Source organism: Qipengyuania qiaonensis (assembly GCF_019711515.1).
GTDB classification, from domain to species: domain Bacteria; phylum Pseudomonadota; class Alphaproteobacteria; order Sphingomonadales; family Sphingomonadaceae; genus Qipengyuania; species Qipengyuania qiaonensis.
Map to the genome: position 1 here is coordinate 131,058 of NZ_JAIGNO010000001.1, position 17,278 is coordinate 148,335.

Here is a 17,278-nt window from a genome sequence, read left to right on the forward strand (position 1 = left end):
CCTGAAAGTTTGGCAAGAGCTGGATGCGGGATCTAGGAAAGGGCGTGAGTGACAGCCTCGATCGCGGCGGCGATGGCTTCATCCCTGCCAAGCGCGCTCGTGTCTATAACCATCGCATCGGCTGCCGGGACCAGCGGCGCGACTGCGCGGTTGCGGTCGCGCTCGTCCCGCCGGCGCAGATCGTCCTCGATCTCGGCAAGAGTGACCGGCACGCCGCGATCGCGCATTTCGAGGAAGCGGCGGTGCGCGCGCGCCTGGACGCTCGCCGTGATGAACAACTTGGCTTCGGCCTCGGGGGCGATGACGGTCCCGATATCGCGCCCGTCGAGCACCGCGCCGCCCGGCTGCGTGGCGAAACTGCGCTGGCGTTCGTAAAGTGCCTGTCGCACTGTGGGATGGACCGAGACGCGGCTGGCGAGGCCGCCGGTCTCCTCGTCGCGCAAATGCGGATCGCCCAGCAGGCTGTCGGGAAAGCCGGTCGCCGCGAGTGCATCGCCGCCATCGTCGGCGTTGCCGCCATCCAGGAAGACCTGGCGCCCCACGGCGCGATAGAGCAGGCCGGTATCGAGATGCGGCAGGCCGAAATGTTCGGCAAGCGCCGTGGCAATGGTACCCTTGCCCGATGCGGTGGGCCCGTCGACGGCGATGATCATGATTTCGCTTTCCGGGCTCGGATCGCCTTTGCCAGGCCCCAGATGGCGATAGCGGCCCAGAAGCCCTCCAGTACGAGGCTTGGCCAGTTGGTGTGGACCAGTAGCGACACGGTCAGCAGGGCAGCTCCCGTGAGGTTGGTGCCGTGAAGAATGAAGGGATTAGGTTCGTCTTTCCACGTGAGATAGCCATAGGCGCCGATAATGCAGGCCATGCCGACGAAGCCGACCAACGTGTAGATATCGAGATCGATCACGAGGACGCCGCTTCCAGCAACGCGGCGAAGTTCGGGAAACTCGTGGCGATCGGTTCGATATCGTCGATCTCGACGCCGCCTTGGCTGGCGAGGCCAGCAATAGCCATGCTCATGGCGATGCGGTGGTCGAGATGGGTCTTCACCGGGGCGTTTGCGGTGCCGCGGAGCGGATCGCCGCCGCTGCCTTCGATCACGAGACCGTCTTCGCGTTCTTCCAGCGTAACTCCCGAAGCAGAAAGCGCGGCCGCCATTGCCGACAGGCGATCGCTTTCCTTGACGCGTAATTCGTCGAGACCGCTCGTCACGGTTGTGCCGGATGCCATGGCTGCGGCTACAAACAGAACGGGGAATTCGTCGATCATGCTGGGAGCGATTTCAGGATCGACCTCGATCCCTTGCAGAGCGGCATGGCGCACGCGCAGATCTGCGACCGGCTCGCCGCCGACTTCGCGTTCGTCCAGTTTGTCGATGTTCGCGCCCATCTGCGCCAGAACGCGGAAAATCCCGTCGCGCGTCGGGTTGAGGCCGACATTCTCGATCACCAGATCGCTGCCTGGCACGATGCTGGCAGCCACCGCAAAGAAGGCGGCGGAGGACGGATCGCCCGGAACCTCGATATCGCAAGGATGAAGATCGGCAGGGCCGTGGATGCGGATGGTGCGCTCGCCGTCCTTCTCCTCGACCGTCAATTCGGCGCCGAATCCACGCAACATGCGCTCGGTGTGGTCGCGCGTCGGGATCGGCTCGATCACCGTGGTGAAGCCCGGCGTGTTGAGCCCGGCCAGCAGCACGGCGCTCTTCACCTGGGCGCTGGCAACGGGCAGGCGATACTCGATCGGCACGGCCGGCTGCATGCCTTCCATCATCAGCGGCAATGTGCCGCCGGGGGAAGGGGTGAAGCTTGCACCCATGGTGGACAGCGGATCGATAACCCGGCCCATCGGACGTTTCGACAGGCTGGCGTCGCCGGTGAAAGCCGCGGTGATGCCGTGGCTGGCGACGAGGCCCATCAGCAGGCGGGTCGAGGTGCCGGAATTGCCCATGTCGAGTGCCGTTTCGGGCTGGAGCAACCCGCCGACACCGACCCCGTCGACGACCCAGTCTTCGCCGTCGCGCTCGATCCGCGCGCCCATTGCGCGCAGGGCCGCCGCCGTGGCAAGCACGTCTTCGCCCTCGAGCAGGCCCGAAATACGGCTGCGGCCCACGGCCAGCGCGCCGAACATCAGCGAACGGTGGCTGATCGACTTGTCGCCCGGTACGCGGATGTGTCCGGTCAGCGGGCCTGTGGGCATGAAGCGGTGGGAAGTCACGAATGCGTATCCATATGAAGGCGGCGCTTTGACAGCGCACATACGTTCTGGCAAGGCGCGCGCGCTGTTGATTCCTGCCCAGCAGGTACCCATCAATACAATTACGAATTCACGGCCCCGCGGCACTGCTGTCCGGGGCGACAAGTCCAAGGATTACACATGGTCAAACCGGAATGGGGCACCAAGCGGACCTGCCCGAACTGCGGCACCCGCTTCTACGATCTGAACAAGGAAGATCCCGTCACCTGCATCGAATGCGGTGAAGAGTGGACGCCGGAACCGGTGCTCAAGTCGAAGCAACCGATTCTGGCCGAGGAAGAAGTCAAGAAGAAGAAAGACGCCGAAGCGGATAGCGATCTGGGTGGCGACGACGATGACGATCTGGATATCGATATCGACGAGGATGGCGATTCCCCGGACAACGAAGTCGACCTCGGCGGCGACGACGATCTCGGCGTCGAGACGAAGTCCAAGGGCGACGACGACGACGTCGACGAGAGCTGATTTTTCGCTTGCTTTGCGCGGGGTGGCCTCATAAAGGGCTGCCTCCGCAAGGCTGGCGTGCCTCCCAGGGTGCGCCGTTTGAAATGGCTCGGGGCCTTAGCTCAGCTGGGAGAGCGCTACAATGGCATTGTAGAGGTCAGCGGTTCGATCCCGCTAGGCTCCACCATTTCAGGATTTACCGTTTGACGGCCTTAGCCGACATCCGGCAATAAGACGCGAAGGGTTTGATGGTAGCAGGCCGTTGCGACGGCCGCGGCTTGCTTCCACCACACCCGGGCAAATGTTTGGGTTTCATCGGGGAATTCCCCACGCTGGCCGACGAGTTCTCGTCCGCCGGCGTTTTTCGCGTTTATTCGGGCTCGATAGAGTTCGAAAGGAGTAAGCAGGCATGTTCGACAATCTGTCCGACCGCCTAGGTAACGTCTTCGATCGCCTGAAGGGGCGCGGCGCGCTGTCGGAAAACGACGTGCGCGAGGCGATGCGCGAAATTCGCATCGCGCTGCTCGAAGCCGATGTCGCACTGCCCGTCGTGCGCCGTTTCATCGATGCAGTCACCGAAAAGGCGATCGGTTCGGAAGTCCTGAAGTCGGTCACGCCCGGCCAGCAGGTCGTCAAGATCGTCGACGACGAACTGACCGCCATGCTGGGCGGCGGCGAGGATGCCGATCCCAAGGATCGCGAACTGAACTTCGCCGCCAAGCCGCCGGTCGTTATCATGATGGTCGGTCTCCAGGGCTCGGGCAAGACGACCACCACCGCCAAGCTCGGCAAGCTGATCAAGGCGAAGCACGGCAAGAAGGCCTTGATGGCCTCGCTCGACGTCAATCGTCCGGCCGCGCAGGAACAGCTCAAGGTCCTTGGCGAGCAGGTCGAAGTCGCGACGCTGCCGATCGTCGAAGGCCAGCAGCCGGTCGATATCGCTCGCCGCGCCATGGAAAGCGCCAAGCTGCAATCGGCCGATGTGCTCCTGCTCGACACGGCGGGCCGTCTGCATGTCGACGAAGCGCTGATGGCCGAAATGAAGGCCATTGCCAGCGTTTCGGCACCGACCGAAGTGCTGCTGGTGGTCGACAGCCTGACCGGGCAGGATGCGGTCAACGTCGCGCAGAGCTTTACCGGCGAAGTGCCGCTGACCGGCGTTGTGCTGACCCGCATGGACGGCGATGCACGCGGAGGTGCGGCGCTGTCGATGCGTTATGTCACCGGCAAGCCGATCAAGTTTGCCGGCACCGGCGAGAAGCTGGATGCGATCGAGGCGTTCGATCCGAAGCGCGTAGCGGGCCGTATCCTCGGCATGGGCGATGTCGTGTCGCTGGTCGAGCGGGCTGCGGAAACCATCAAGCAGGACGAGGCCGAAGCGCTCGCGAAGAAGATGGCGCAGGGCAAGTTCGATCTCGAAGATCTGCGCATGCAGCTACGCCAGATGCAGAATATGGGCGGGCTGGGCATGCTCGCCGGCATGCTTCCGGGCATGAAGAAGGCCAAGGCCGCCATGGCGGCATCGAACATGGATGACCGCGTGCTGTTGCATATGGATGCGATCATCGGTTCGATGACGCCGAAGGAGCGCAAGCGCCCCGAACTGATGAATGCCAAGCGCAAGAAGCGTGTCGCGGCAGGCTCGGGCACCGACGTGCAAACCGTCAACAAGGTGCTCAAGATGCATCAGGAGATGGGCCGCGCAATGAAACAGATCAAGAAAATGGGCGGTCTCAAGGGCCTCGGCGCGCTGTTCGGCGGCGGGGGCATGGGCGCTGCCATGCCGGGCCTTGGCGGTCCGGCCGGTATGCCCGGTCTGGGTGGCGGAAAGGGTCCTGGTGTGGACCCGAACAAGCTCCCGCCGGACCTCCAGGAACTCCTCAAGAAGAAATAGAATTCAGACGCTTATATTCGAAAGGTAATATCAAATGGCAGTTGCAATCCGTCTCTCGCGTGGTGGTGCCAAGAAGCGCCCCTACTACCGTATCGTCGTTGCTGATTCGCGTTCCGCGCGTGACGGCAAGTATCTCGAGCAGATCGGCACCTACAACCCGATGCTGGCCAAGGATTCGGGCGAGCGCGTGAAGCTCAACGAAGATCGCGCCCGCCACTGGCTGTCGGTCGGCGCCAAGCCGTCGGACCGCGTCCATCGCTTCCTCGATGCCGCCGGCATCCTCGAGCGCGCGCCGCGCAACAACCCGAAGAAGGGCGAACCGGGCGAAGCCGCCAAGGAACGCGCCGAGGAAAAGGCCGCCAAGATCGCCGAGGCCGAAGAAGCCGCCAAGGCTGCCGAGGAAGAAGCCCAGGCCGAAACCGAAGCTCCGGCTGAAGAAGCTGCTGCGGCGGAAGAAGCCCCGGCAGAGGAAACTCCCGCAGAAGAGGCCCCGGCTGAAGAAGCTGCCGAAGAAAAGGCCGAGTAAGCCTTCTCGATGCAAGACAAGTCCGTCACGCTCGCTGCCGTCACCGGCGCGCACGGCGTGACGGGCGAAGTCCGTCTGAAGCTGTTCGGCGAGGGGCTGGAAGGCCTCAAGCTCAAGATGCGCTTCAATGAGGGCGCGCTGACCCTCTCGAAAATACGCAGCGACAACAAGGGCGGTGCCATCGCGCGCTTTGCCGAGGTGTCGGATCGCACCGCGGCGGAGCAGCTGCGTGGCACTGCCCTGTCCGTTTCCCGCAACGCCTTGCCCGCGCTGGGGGAAGGGGAGTTCTACTTCTCCGACCTGCTCAATCTGGCCGTGGTCACCGATGCCGGCGAGCCTGTCGGCCGTGTTTGCGCGGTCGAGAATTTCGGCGCCACCGACATTGTCGAGATAGAGAAACCCGACGGCAAAAAATTCATGGTCCCATTGACCGAACAAGCCGTGCCGTCCTGGGATGATGAGCGGTTAGTGATTTCGGAGGCATTCCGGGATATATAGACGGCGATGTCCGCCGTCGCCTCAAACCTGTGGCAGCGCCTAGCTGCCCATGAGATCGGCCCTTCCGATGCATCGCTGACTTTTGCCCAACGGCTCGCGCGCGAGAACCGCTGGAGCCACGCTTTCACCGCCCGCGTGCTGCGCGAATACAAGCGCTTCTGTTATCTCGCCGTGGCGACCGGGCACGAGGTCACTCCATCCGACGCGGTCGATCAGGCCTGGCACCTTCACCTCACCTACAGCCGCGACTATTGGGAGCATTTCTGCCCCGAAGTCCTGGGCGCCCCGCTGCACCACGGGCCGACCGCCGGCGGGCAGGCCGAACGCACGCGCTATTACGATCAGTATGCCGCTACGCTGAAAAGCTACGAGCAGATGTTCGGCGAACCGCCACCGGCCGATATCTGGCCCACTGCGCGGCGGCGGTTCCTCGTCGACCCCAAGGGCGTGCGGGTCAATCCGCAGGATGTCATGATCGTGTCACGCATATGGGTGATCCTCATACTCATGGCAGGGGCCTTGCTCTTTGTCGGCGCCCTGCTCCTTGCAGGGAGTGGCTGATGGTCACGAGTTTTTCGAGCTATTCGGGCAGCGAGTTCCTGGTGTTCTACGCCGCGCTGATCGCCGCGGCGGCGGTGGCGGGCATCTGGATGCCGCATTTCCTCCGCGCCGAAGGGCGTGACCAGCGGGTCACCGATACGTCCGAAATTGCCGTGCTGGCCGCTGGAGGCGGCCGTTTCGCGGAGATGGTTCTGGCCAGGCTGCTGGGGTCGGGTGTGCTGACAGAGGGCAGCAAAAACAAGCTGCGCGTCGCGCGTGCGGGAGCTGGCGAGACTGCGGCCGAGCGCGCGATTAGTGGGCAGGTGGGCGAATTCGGGATCACCGAGGCTTTCAAGACCCTCAAACCTCATGCCGAGCATATTGAACGCGGTCTGATCGATCGCGAACTGCTGATCGACAGGGGTGACCGCTGGATGCTTCGTCTGGCGGGGACCTTGCCTTACCTCGCGGTGCTGGCGGTCGGCTGGTATCGGCGTGCGGCGGGCGAAGCTTTGGGCGAGCCCACCGGTTTGCTGACCATGCTGATGGTGCTGACCGGGATCCTCGCCCTGTGGCGCTTCTTTAAACTCGATCCGCGCACGCGTGCCGGGCAAAACGTGCTCGACGCTGCGCGTGAGCAGTCGGTCCGGTTGAAATCGGCGCCGACAAATTCCGAACTCGGACTGGGCGTGGCGCTGTTCGGTACTGCGATCCTCGCCGGGACACCCTATTCGCAGCTCCATGCCATGCGCCAGTCTGCGACCGGTGACGGGGGTGGCGGCTATTCCTCGGATGGCGGCGGCGACAGTGGTGGCGACGGCGGCGGAGGCTGTGGAGGTTGCGGCGGGTAGCGCGCGCGCCTAAGCGGCCGAAATGAACTCGCTATCAGTCGCTATCGTTCAGGCTGCGCCGATTCCGCTCGCCATCGGCGATGGGATCGATAAGGCGGTGCGGCTGGCGCGCGAAGCGATCGAAAGTGGGGCGAAGCTCGTCGCGTTCGGCGAGACTTTCCTCGGGGGCTACCCCTTGTGGCTCGACGAGGCGCCTGGCGCTGCCTTGTGGGACTATCCGGGTACCAAGGCGCTGCACCGCATCTTGTTGGAACAGGCGGTGGTCGCCAATGACGAGCGGCTGCTGCCGTTGCAGGAGCTGTGCGACGAAAGCGGCGCGGTGATCGGCATCGGCGCGCATGAACGGGTGCGCCGCAGCCTCTACAACAACCAGATGACCTTCCGGCCCGGCCAGCCCGTACTCGATCACCGCAAGCTCGTCCCCACCCATGGCGAGAGGCTGGTGTGGATGCGCGGCGACGGTTCGACGCTTGGCGTCCATCAGGCCGAGTGGGGCAGCGTCGGCTCGCTGATTTGCTGGGAGCACTGGATGCCGCTTGCCCGCGCGGCGATGCACAATCTTGGCGAGAGCGTGCATGTGGCCGCCTGGCCGACCGTGCGCGAGGAATATGCGCTGGCCAGCCGCCACTATGCGATGGAGGGGCGGTGCTTCGTGCTGGCGGCGGGACTGGTGCAGACGAAGGCGCAGGTGCTCGATGGGCTGGGGCGGGCTGGCGGGTCTGATGAAGGGCGCGAGTTGATCGAGGCCATCGAGAGCGATGTGCTTAATCGCGGAGGCTCGCTGATCGCCGCGCCCGACGCGCGGGTGATCGCGCAAGCAGGCGAGGGCGAGGAGATCCTGTTTGCCGAACTGGACCTTGCCGAAATTGAGGAAGGCCTCGCCAGCCTCGACACCGATGGCCACTACTCGCGGCCCGATGTGTTCGAATTGCGGGTCGATACGCGGGCTAAGGATGGGATTGAGTGGAATGGATAGCTCAGTTGCGATCCTTTGTTAGTTCCTCTGACCTGCGGTCTGTTGGCAGCATTCTTGGGCGCCGACCTACTTTCGCGGCATTTGCTGGGTGCGCCAAAGAGGTTTCGCTTCCTTATGGCATTCGCCCTTTCCGTGATCGCAGTGCTTTTGGCACTCTATGGCCTCGATTTGGCTGGTCTGGCACCCAGACTTGCGGCCGGAAATCGTCTTGATGGTAGCGGGGCGATGATCGCGTTTGCCTTCGGGCTGCCTGCCTACCTCATCATTTTCGTTATCTGTTGGGTTGTGGTTGCCAAACGGTTCGCGAAGTCATGACCTTCGCCGCCACCATCCTGACTCTCTATCCCGAGATGTTTCCCGGGCCGCTGGGCGTTTCTCTCGCCGGGCGGGCACTCGAGCGGGGGGACTGGTCGTGCGAGACGGTCCAGATCCGCGATTTCGCGACGGACAGGCACCGCACAGTCGACGATACGCCTGCGGGCGGCGGGGCGGGCATGGTGCTCAAACCCAACGTGCTGGCTGCTGCGCTCGATAGTATCCTCCCCGCGACGGGGAGGGGGACCGTCGAAGACGGTGGAGGGGCACACTCGGCCGTTCCGGACCTCGATGGACCGAAGCGTTCGCGCGTGCCCCTCCACCAGACTTCGTCTGGTTCCCCTCCCCATGCTGGGGAGGCTGTTCCCATCCTCGCCATGACGCCGCGCGGCAAACCCATCACGCAGGCCCGCATCCGCGAGATCTCAGCAGGCCCTGGCGTCACCATCATCTGCGGCCGGTTCGAAGGCTTCGACGAGCGGCTGTTCGAGCGCTATCCGCGGATCGAGCAGATCAGCCTGGCCGATATCGTCCTCTCGGGCGGAGAGCCCGCCGCGCTCGCGATTCTCGACGCTTGCATTCGGCTGCTTCCCGGAGTAATGGGCGCGCCTTCAAGCGGGCATGAGGAGTCGTTCGAGGACGGCCTTCTCGAATACCCGCAATATACCCGACCTCAGGAATGGGAAGGGCGCACGATCCCTGAAGTGCTGCGATCGGGGGATCATGCGAAAATCGCTGCCTGGCGCAAGGCGAGGAGCGAGGAAGACACACGGTTACGCAGGCCGGACCTTTGGGGGCGTTACAGTGACGCTCGGGACCGACCTGCCTCTGGCGCGCGGCGAGAAGATTGAAGGATACGGTTCCATGAACCTGATTCAGCAGCTCGAGGCGGAAGCCGTCGAGAACCTCGGGAAGGACATCCCGGAATTCCGCGCCGGCGACACCGTTCGTGTTGGCGTGAAGGTCATCGAAGGCACGCGTGAGCGTGTGCAGATGTTCGAAGGCGTCGTGATCGCTCGTTCGAACCGTTCGATCAACAGCAATTTCACCGTGCGCAAGATGAGCTTTGGCGAAGGCGTGGAACGCGTCTTCCCGCTCTACTCGCCGATCGTCGACAGCATCACCGTGGTCCGCCGCGGCGTCGTGCGTCGCGCAAAGCTGTACTATCTGCGTGGCCGTACCGGCAAGCGCGCCCGCATCGCCGAACGCCGGGACAACGCACCCAAGGCATAAGCTTTCGCAAGACGGGATAATGAGGGCGCGGCGGGCAACTGCCGCGCCCTTTTTTCGTGCGCCGGAAAGCTGGCTGGGACGGCTCTGGATTTTCTCACACGAAGACGCGAAGCCACAAAGATGGACTGCCTGCGGAGAAGCCGCTTTCAATTTCAAACCATCAGCCAGAGCGCGAGCAGTGTGGATAAAGCGGCTTCGCCGCAATCTTTTCTTCTTCGCGCCTTCGTGTCTTCGTGTGACCCAAACTTCCCACCTTGCAGCCAGGCGCAAGGCGTATAGGGTCCGCGCAACATCTGCCGACAGGACCAATCGCTTGCCATGCTTCGACTTTTCCCTGCCCTCACGCTCCTCCTCGCGGTACCCGCGCTTGCGGACGACCATGCGATGAGCGAAACTGCCGATCTCACCTTCGAGCGCGTTTTCGCGTCGCCCGGTCTGGATGGGCCGACGCCGCGCGCGGTGAAGTTGTCGCCCGACGGTCGATACCTGACCCTGCTGCGCAACCGCGAGGACGACCGTGAGCGTTACGATCTGTGGGCCTATGACCGCGAAACGGGCGAGTGGGCGATGCTGGTGGACAGCGAAGCGCTGGGCACGGGCCGTGAACTGTCCGAAGACGAGAAGATGCAGCGCGAGCGTGCGCGAGTGGGCAATCTAAGGGGCATTATCGACTATCAATGGACCGAGGATGGTACGGGCGTGCTGGTCCCGCTCGACGGTGACCTCTATCTTGCGCGACTGGGCGGCGATGTGGTGCGGCTGACCGATACCGAGGAAAGCGAACTCAATCCGGCGCTCAGCAGCAAGGGGCGTCATGTTTCCTTCGTGCGCGACCGCCAGCTCTGGGTCGGCGAGGTTGGCGCCGATGCGCAACCGATCACCCCGAAGGAGGGCGAGGCGATCCGCTGGGGCGAGGCGGAGTTCGTCGCTCAGGAAGAAATGAGCCGCCACACCGGATATTGGTGGAGCCCCGACGACAACCGTATCGCGGTCGAGCGTTTCGACGAGAGTATGGTCGGGATCGTCACGCGTGCGGCTATCGGTGCGACCGGCACTAAGGTCTTCGACCAGCGCTATCCGGTTGCCGGCAGTGCCAATGCGGTGGTCGAACTCTTCGTGCTGGACCCGGATGGCAAGAGCCGGGTGAAAGTGGATCTTGGCGAAGAGACGGATATCTATCTTGCGCGTGTCGACTGGGCACCGGACGGACGCACGCTTTATGTCCAGCGCCAGAACCGCGAGCAGACTGTTCTCGATATGCTCGCGGTCGATCCCGCAACAGGAAAGAGCGAAGTGCTGTTTACCGAACGCGCGGCGATGGAAGAATACTGGATCAACCTGTCCGACAACTACAAATGGCTCGACGACGGGAGCCTGATCTGGTGGTCCGAGCGAGACGGTTTTGGACATCTTTATCGCTGGACCGATGGTGAGTGGGATCAACTGACCGAAGGCAAATGGGTCGTCACCAAACTGCTCGGCGTCGACCAGGAGCGGGGCCTTGCCTATTTTTCCGGCACATTCGAAGATGATCTCGCGCAACAGATTTACACGGTCGATCTGAACCACGGGGGCGATCCTGTACGTGTCACCGATGGTGGGTGGCAGACCAGCGGCACCATGGATCGCTCGGGCAAATCCCTATTGGTGACCCGCTCGAAGGATGATCATCCGCCTCAGACCTATCTCGCAGATCTCGAAGGCGGAGCGATCCAGCTATGGGTCGAGGAGAACGCCCTGGATGCCGACCATCCATACACGCCTTTCCTCGCCAGCCATCGCCCGACGCAGTATGGCACGATCGAAGCAGAAGACGGCACTCCGCTTCACTGGGAAATGGTCACACCCGAACTAGAGCCGGGCAAGCGCTATCCGGTCTATTTCTACCATTATGGCGGGCCGGGACCGCAGGTCGTGAACAAGGGCTGGGACGGCGCCTTGCGGCAGGCGATCGTCGACAAGGGCTATATCTGGTTCGCGCTCGACAATCGCGGCAGCGCCAATCGCGGCGTCGCGTTCGAACAGCCGATCTACCGCGCCATGGGCGGCGTCGAGGTGCGCGACCAGAAGACCGGTGCGGAATATCTCAAGACGCTCGATTTCGTCGATCCGGACAAGATCGCCATCGATGGCTGGTCTTATGGCGGCTACATGACGCTGAAGCAGCTCCAGGCCGATCCCGGCCTCTTTGCCGCAGGCATCAGTGGCGCGCCGGTTACGCGTTGGGAATTGTACGACACCCACTATACCGAGCGTTACATGGGCACCCCGCAAGCCGACGGCGCGGCCTATGAAGCGGCCAGTGCTATTCCCGATGCGGCCAAGATTGCCGATCCGCTGTTGATCATCCACGGCATGGCCGACGACAATGTCGTGTTCGAGAACGCGACCGAGGTCATCTCTGCCATGCAGGAAGCGAACGTGCCGTTCGAGATGATGCTCTATCCCGGCTATACCCACCGCGTTTCGGGTGAGCGGATTTCGCCACATCGCTACAACACCGTATTCCGCTTTCTCGAAAGCCATGGGGTAACGCCCCCCGAATGACCGGCCGGGGCGACAGCACGGGAACGCTCGGCTTGCCCGCTGCCTGGGCTATCGCCGTCGGAGGGATGGTCGGCGGCGGAATTTTCTCCACGCTCGGCGTGGTCATCTCGAGCGCTGGTCACTGGGCCGCATTGAGCTTCATCCTTGGCGGCCTTGTCGCCTATGCCACCGGGCACAGCCTTGCTGCGCTCACGATCGATCGCGACGAGCCCGGTGGCATTTACAGCTTCCTGCGCGACCTGCACTACAAAACGCTTGCCGAATGGTCGGCCTGGGTGCTGCTGGCCGGCTATGTCCTGACATGCGCGGTCTATGCCTATACCTTCGGTGCCTATGTCGGACGCGCAGTCGATGGACCGGCGTGGCTGCCGCAGGGGATGGCCGCATTCGCCATCCTGTCGATGACTGCGATCAATTTGCGCGGCGCAGGGCAGGCGGCGGGGATTGAGATCGCCATCGTCGCGATCAAGCTGGCTATCCTTGCAGGCCTTGCCACTTTCGGTCTGTCGCAGTTCGACGCCGGCAAGCTCGAGATACCCTCTCAGCCGGGGATTCTCGGTGTGGTCGTCGGCGCGGCTAGCGTATTCATGGCTTACGAGGGCTTCGAGCTCGTCGCCTACGACTATGACGAGATGAAGGATCGCAAGCGTGTGATGGGACGGATCATGCCGCTGGCTGTCGGTAGCGCCGCCATCATTTATGTGCTCGTTGCGCTGGCCGTGCCGATGTTGACCGGGACGCAGGCCGTGATCGATGATGGCGAGATAGCTCTGTCTCAGGCAGGGCAGGCCGCTTTGGGAAAACCCGGCCTGGTCCTCGTGACGATCGCGGCGGCGTTGTCGACGGCAAGCGCGATCAATGCGACCCTGTTCTCCTCCGCCCGGCTCGCGCGCGAGGTCGCCGAGGACGGCGCGCTGCCCGAACGTCTTGGTCGCCGCAACAGCCATGGCTCGCCGCAATGGGCGGTCCTGGCGCTCGCTGTGCTGGCTTTGACTCTCGCCGTGCTCGGCGGGCTGGATGGGCTGGTAAGCGGCGCGAGTGTCGTGTTCCTGCTGGTGTTCGGTACGCTCAATGCGCTTGCTCTGAAAGAAAATGTCGGAAGGCGTTGGATTACCTTGCTCGGCACAATCGGCGCGTTCGGAGCGCTGTTGGTCCTGCTGGCGCATTTCGCCGGGCTGGTCTGAGCTTTACCGCTCCCAATCGAATGTGCGCTTGCGGGGGCGCAGGTAATCGCTATTTCGGCGGCGCACTCGAAGTGGAGACGTTGAATTGGGTTATCGTGTTGCCGTGGTCGGCGCGACCGGGAATGTCGGTCGTGAAATGATGATGGTTCTCGCCGAGCGCGAGTTCCCCTGCGACGAGGTGGCCGCGGTCGCCAGCAGCCGCTCGCATGGCACCGAAGTCGAGTTCGGCGACACTGGCAAAATGCTCAAATGCCAGAATATCGAGCATTTCGACTGGGCGGGCTGGGACATCGCCCTGTTTGCCGCTGGCAGCGGCCCGGCAAAGGAATACGCGCCCAAGGCGGCGGCCGCCGGCTGCATCGTGATCGACAATAGTTCGCTCTATCGCATGGATCCGGACGTGCCGTTGATCGTGCCCGAGGTGAACCCGGATGCGATCCACGAGTACAAGAAGCGCAACATCATCGCCAATCCGAACTGTTCGACTGCCCAGCTCGTCGTGGCGCTCAAGCCGTTGCACGATGCGGCAACGATCAAGCGGGTGGTGGTTTCGACCTATCAGTCGGTTTCCGGCGCGGGCAAAGCCGGCATGGACGAGCTTTTCCAGCAGAGCCGGGCGATCTTCGTCGGCGATCCGATCGAACCGGTGAAATTCACCAAGCAGATCGCCTTCAACGTCATTCCGCATATCGACGTGTTCATGGATGACGGTTCGACCAAGGAAGAGTGGAAGATGATGGTCGAGACCAAGAAGATACTTGACCCCAAGATCAAACTCAACGCCACCTGCGTGCGCGTTCCGGTCTTCGTCGGCCATTCTGAAGCGGTGAATATCGAGTTCGAGAACGAACTTTCCGCAGAACAGGCGCAGGAAATATTGCGGGAGGCGCCCGGCATCATGCTGATCGACAAGCGCGAGGACGAAGGATACGTCACGCCCGTCGAAAGCGCTGGCGACAGCGCCACCTATGTCAGCCGCGTGCGCGACGATCCGACGGTCGACAACGGCATCACGCTGTGGTGCGTGTCGGACAATCTGCGCAAAGGCGCGGCGCTGAACGCGGTGCAGATCGCGGAACTCCTCGGGCGCGAATGTCTTAAGAAGGGATGATCCGGAAAAGCATTCTCATCGTCCTGCCGCTGGTGCTTGCCGCTTGCGGCCAGTCCGAAACCGCGCCTGAGCCCGTCGAGACTGCGGCTCCGGCCAAAGTCGAGCCCGGTGACGTAAAGGTTGTGGTCGATGCCAACGGCCTCGGCGCGAAGGGCACTGATCTATTCCGCTTTGGGGCTCCCCGGCGAGAGGTCGATGCGACCGTCGAGAAGGCTTTCGGATCGATGCCCGAGAAATCCAGCAATGAAGAGTGCGGCGCCGGGCCCATGGATTTCAGCCAGTTCGGGCCGCTCCAGATCGCCTATATGGATGGCGAATTCCGCGGCTGGTTCCTCCGGGAGGGCGCAGGCGTGGCGACGACGGATGGTGTGCGGCCAGGGGTGACCACGCTGGAAAGTCTCAAGCTCGAACGGCCGGTGCGCCAACTCGATACGGCGCTGGATGGCGAGTTCGAATACACTACCGCGGATTATGGGACGATTACCGGCTTTGCCGAGGACGGAACAGCAGTGACGGCGCTGCAGGCAGGGTTGAGCTGCTTCTTCCGCTAGGGCGCCCGGTGCGTATAAGGGCAGCGTGACCCTGACTGCCGAACTCTATTTCAGCTTCCGTTCGCCCTACAGCTATCTGGCGGTCGGGCGATACCGCGCGCTGGCCGAGGAGTACGATCTCGAGATTGCCCTGAGGCCGGTCTATCCGCTGGCCATCCGGCAACCCGATTTCTTCGAACGCAACCACCCCAACTGGATGGCCTACACGGTCCGCGACATGATGCGTGTGGCGCAGTTCCACGGCATTCCCTTCGGTCCTCCGCGTCCCGATCCGATCGTCCAGAACCCGGCGACGCACGAGATTGCGGCCGAGCAGCCCTATATCCGCCGTATCACTCGCATGGGGCAGGCGGCGGCACGGCGCGGTGGAGGCCTCGTCTTCGCGCATGAGGCGGGACAGCTTATCTGGGGCGGACAGGAAAACTGGCACGAGGGCGAACATCTGGCCGGGGCCATGGCGCGGGCGGGGCTGGTCACGGAAGAGATCGAAGCGGAAATCGACGCACAGGGCGAGGAGCTCGATGCCGAAATCGCAGCGAATCAGAACGCGCTCGAAGTAGCTGGTCACTGGGGCGTGCCGACGCTGGTAATCGATGGCGAGCCGTTCTTCGGGCAGGATCGCATCGAGATGGTGCGCTGGCGGTTGGAACAGAAGGGACTTTCCAGACGATGAAGGGCGAACTTTCCGGCGGGTGCCTGTGCGGCGCAGTGCGCTACACCTTGCGCGAGGGTTTTCGGCTGAATCCTTATGCGTGCCATTGTACCGACTGCCAGAGCCGCACGGGGACGGCTTTCAGCGAACATATGCTGTTTGCGCTGGCCGATCTCGATCTCACTGGCGAGATGGATGTGGGCGAATACGACCAGCCCAGCGGCGCACATTCGCGCATCTTCGGTTGCGCCCAATGCAAATCGCGCATCTACGCGGTCAACGATAGGCGGGAAGGTATGGCGAGCCTGCGCTGCGGAACGCTCGACGAAAGCGCGTCCATCGTCCCCGCCGCGCATCTCTGGGTGACGAGCAAGCAGCCCTGGATCGGTCTGCCGGCCAATGCAAAGGCGATGGACGAACAACCGCAAACGAACGAGGAGTGGATCTCTCTTGTAGGGATAGCATCACGATGAAGCAGGAGATGACCGGCGGCTGCCAATGCGGCGCCGTGCGCTATACGGCGCAGATCGACCCGGAGCAGGCCTATCTGTGCCATTGCCGCATGTGCCAACGCGCGACCGGCGGCGTTTCGATCGCCTTCGTCGGCCTCCCCAAGTCGGACATGGAATGGCAGAGCGAGCCGGACTGGTATGCAAGCTCGCCGATCGCGCGCCGGCCGTTCTGCCGCAAATGCGGCACCCCGCTCGGTTTCGCATTCAACGAGGGTGAGAATATGGACATCACGGTTGGCAGTCTCGACGAGCCTTACGGGATTGAACCGCACTGGCATTTCGCTGCCGAGAAAATCCATGAGGTCTGGATCGACACGTCCGAACTGAAGCGGATATCGCTGAGCGAACACGCAGCTCTCAGCCAGCGATGGATCGACGCGACGGGCGAGGTTCCCGAATGAATACCGAATTCTTCGACAGCTTCGATGGGACACGGCTGGCCTTGCATCGCCATGGCGCGGGCAGGCCTTTCGTGCTGCTGCATGGGCTCTTTTCCAGCGCGCAGATGAACTGGATCAAGTGGGGCCACCACGAGGCGATCGCCGAGCAGGGCGTCGAAGTGCTGATGCTCGATTTCCGCGTCCACGGCGAGAGCGAGGCCCCGCACGATCCGGAGAAATACCCGACGAACGTGCTCGTCCGCGACGTGGCGGCGTTGATCGACCATCTTGGCCTTGAGGATTACGACCTGGGCGGGTTCTCGCTCGGTGCGCGCACTTCGCTTCACGCCACGGCGCATGGCGTGCTCGCGCCTCGGCATCTTGTCGTCGGCGGGATGGGCACGGCAGGCCTCGGCGAATGGCATCGCCGGGCAGCCAAGTTCCGCCGCGTGATCGACAAGTTCGACGAAATTCCGCGCGGCGATCCGGACTATTTCTCGATGCAGTTCCTCAAGTCGCAGGGTGTCGACCGTGTCGCTGCGCGCCTGCTGCTCGACACCATGCCCGATCTCGATCTCGCGCTGCTCGGCAACATCGCCATGCCGACGCTGGTGGTGTGTGGCGACGAGGATCGGGACAATGGTTCGGCGGAGGAATTGGCCGCGCTCCTCCCCGATGCCGATTTCGTCGAAGTGCCGGGCACGCATATGGGTAGCGTGACCAAGCCCGATCTCGGGCAGGCCATCGCGAAATGGCTGGGGAAGACAGCTTGATTAACCGTGACTGCAGGTGCAATCCGGTACCACGT

General features: G+C 63.1%; 21 protein-coding genes and 1 tRNA gene. 19 read left to right on the forward strand and 3 right to left on the reverse strand.

What is annotated here, in order from left to right:
* Positions 1-32: 32 nt before the first annotated feature.
* From K3174_RS00635 to aroA, 3 genes are read right to left on the reverse strand one after another with little or no spacing between them, the layout of a single operon-like run.
* Positions 33-653, reverse strand: a complete 621-nt coding sequence (locus tag K3174_RS00635) for a (d)CMP kinase (protein WP_221554907.1) — start codon at positions 651-653, stop codon at positions 33-35.
* Positions 650-907 (reverse strand): CBU_0592 family membrane protein, encoded by a 258-nt coding sequence (locus K3174_RS00640; RefSeq protein ID WP_345719551.1) that lies wholly within the window; start codon positions 905-907, stop codon positions 650-652. The genes K3174_RS00635 and K3174_RS00640 overlap by 4 nt, the downstream gene beginning before the upstream one ends.
* Positions 904-2,259, reverse strand: coding sequence for a 3-phosphoshikimate 1-carboxyvinyltransferase (gene aroA / locus K3174_RS00645; RefSeq protein ID WP_221554908.1), 1,356 nt, complete (start codon positions 2,257-2,259; stop codon positions 904-906). Before aroA ends, K3174_RS00640 begins: the two co-directional genes overlap by 4 nt.
* A gap of 117 nt (positions 2,260-2,376) precedes the next feature.
* On the opposite strand from aroA, the gene K3174_RS00650 reads away from it, so the two are divergent.
* The 19 genes from K3174_RS00650 (at position 2,377) to K3174_RS00740 (ending at position 17,243) form a co-directional block, all read left to right on the forward strand.
* Entirely contained in the window at positions 2,377-2,721 is a 345-nt protein-coding gene (locus K3174_RS00650) for a TIGR02300 family protein (protein ID WP_221554909.1), read from the forward strand.
* Positions 2,722-2,811: 90 nt separating this feature from the next.
* Positions 2,812-2,887 (forward strand) — tRNA-Ala (locus tag K3174_RS00655).
* A gap of 222 nt (positions 2,888-3,109) precedes the next feature.
* Positions 3,110-4,594, forward strand: coding sequence for a signal recognition particle protein (ffh, locus tag K3174_RS00660; protein ID WP_221554910.1), 1,485 nt, complete (start codon positions 3,110-3,112; stop codon positions 4,592-4,594).
* Positions 4,595-4,628: 34 nt separating this feature from the next.
* Positions 4,629-5,120: a 30S ribosomal protein S16 gene (gene rpsP / locus K3174_RS00665; RefSeq protein ID WP_221554911.1), complete on the forward strand. Its 492-nt coding sequence runs from the start codon at positions 4,629-4,631 to the stop codon at positions 5,118-5,120.
* A gap of 9 nt (positions 5,121-5,129) precedes the next feature.
* Positions 5,130-5,618 (forward strand): ribosome maturation factor RimM, encoded by a 489-nt coding sequence (rimM, locus tag K3174_RS00670; protein ID WP_221554912.1) that lies wholly within the window; start codon positions 5,130-5,132, stop codon positions 5,616-5,618.
* A 6-nt stretch (positions 5,619-5,624) separates the two neighbouring features.
* Positions 5,625-6,179 carry a glycine-rich domain-containing protein gene (locus tag K3174_RS00675; protein ID WP_221554913.1) on the forward strand — a complete coding sequence of 185 codons (555 nt, stop codon included), beginning with the start codon at positions 5,625-5,627 and terminating at the stop codon, positions 6,177-6,179.
* The gene (locus K3174_RS00680; RefSeq protein ID WP_221554914.1) at positions 6,179-7,009 is read left to right on the forward strand and encodes a TIGR04222 domain-containing membrane protein; all 831 of its coding nucleotides are present in this window, start codon (positions 6,179-6,181) and stop codon (positions 7,007-7,009) included. Before K3174_RS00675 ends, K3174_RS00680 begins: the two co-directional genes overlap by 1 nt.
* Positions 7,010-7,031: 22 nt before the next feature.
* Positions 7,032-7,985 (forward strand): carbon-nitrogen hydrolase family protein, encoded by a 954-nt coding sequence (locus tag K3174_RS00685; RefSeq protein WP_221554915.1) that lies wholly within the window; start codon positions 7,032-7,034, stop codon positions 7,983-7,985.
* A 114-nt stretch (positions 7,986-8,099) separates the two neighbouring features.
* Positions 8,100-8,300, forward strand: coding sequence for a hypothetical protein (locus K3174_RS00690; RefSeq protein WP_221554916.1), 201 nt, complete (start codon positions 8,100-8,102; stop codon positions 8,298-8,300).
* The gene (gene trmD / locus K3174_RS00695) at positions 8,297-9,151 is read left to right on the forward strand and encodes a tRNA (guanosine(37)-N1)-methyltransferase TrmD (RefSeq protein WP_221554917.1); all 855 of its coding nucleotides are present in this window, start codon (positions 8,297-8,299) and stop codon (positions 9,149-9,151) included. The genes K3174_RS00690 and trmD overlap by 4 nt, the downstream gene beginning before the upstream one ends.
* Before the next feature lie 13 nt (positions 9,152-9,164).
* Positions 9,165-9,533: a 50S ribosomal protein L19 gene (gene rplS / locus K3174_RS00700; RefSeq protein WP_247711795.1), complete on the forward strand. Its 369-nt coding sequence runs from the start codon at positions 9,165-9,167 to the stop codon at positions 9,531-9,533.
* A gap of 318 nt (positions 9,534-9,851) precedes the next feature.
* On the forward strand, positions 9,852-12,080 hold the full coding sequence (locus K3174_RS00705; protein ID WP_221554918.1) for a S9 family peptidase: 2,229 nt from the start codon (positions 9,852-9,854) through the stop codon (positions 12,078-12,080).
* Entirely contained in the window at positions 12,077-13,264 is a 1,188-nt protein-coding gene (locus K3174_RS00710) for an APC family permease (RefSeq protein WP_221554919.1), read from the forward strand. The genes K3174_RS00705 and K3174_RS00710 overlap by 4 nt, the downstream gene beginning before the upstream one ends.
* An 85-nt stretch (positions 13,265-13,349) precedes the next feature.
* The gene (locus tag K3174_RS00715) at positions 13,350-14,375 is read left to right on the forward strand and encodes an aspartate-semialdehyde dehydrogenase (protein WP_221554920.1); all 1,026 of its coding nucleotides are present in this window, start codon (positions 13,350-13,352) and stop codon (positions 14,373-14,375) included.
* Positions 14,372-14,926: a hypothetical protein gene (locus K3174_RS00720; RefSeq protein ID WP_221554921.1), complete on the forward strand. Its 555-nt coding sequence runs from the start codon at positions 14,372-14,374 to the stop codon at positions 14,924-14,926. Before K3174_RS00715 ends, K3174_RS00720 begins: the two co-directional genes overlap by 4 nt.
* 25 nt (positions 14,927-14,951) lie before the next feature.
* Positions 14,952-15,599, forward strand: coding sequence for a 2-hydroxychromene-2-carboxylate isomerase (locus K3174_RS00725; RefSeq protein ID WP_221554922.1), 648 nt, complete (start codon positions 14,952-14,954; stop codon positions 15,597-15,599).
* A complete protein-coding gene (locus tag K3174_RS00730; RefSeq protein ID WP_221554923.1) occupies positions 15,596-16,051 on the forward strand; it encodes a GFA family protein in 456 nt (151 codons plus the stop codon). The genes K3174_RS00725 and K3174_RS00730 overlap by 4 nt, the downstream gene beginning before the upstream one ends.
* Positions 16,048-16,491, forward strand: a complete 444-nt coding sequence (locus tag K3174_RS00735; RefSeq protein ID WP_221554924.1) for a GFA family protein — start codon at positions 16,048-16,050, stop codon at positions 16,489-16,491. Before K3174_RS00730 ends, K3174_RS00735 begins: the two co-directional genes overlap by 4 nt.
* Complete coding sequence (locus K3174_RS00740) at positions 16,488-17,243, forward strand: alpha/beta fold hydrolase (protein ID WP_221554925.1); 756 nt, start codon at positions 16,488-16,490, stop codon at positions 17,241-17,243. The genes K3174_RS00735 and K3174_RS00740 overlap by 4 nt, the downstream gene beginning before the upstream one ends.
* Positions 17,244-17,278: the final 35 nt, after the last annotated feature.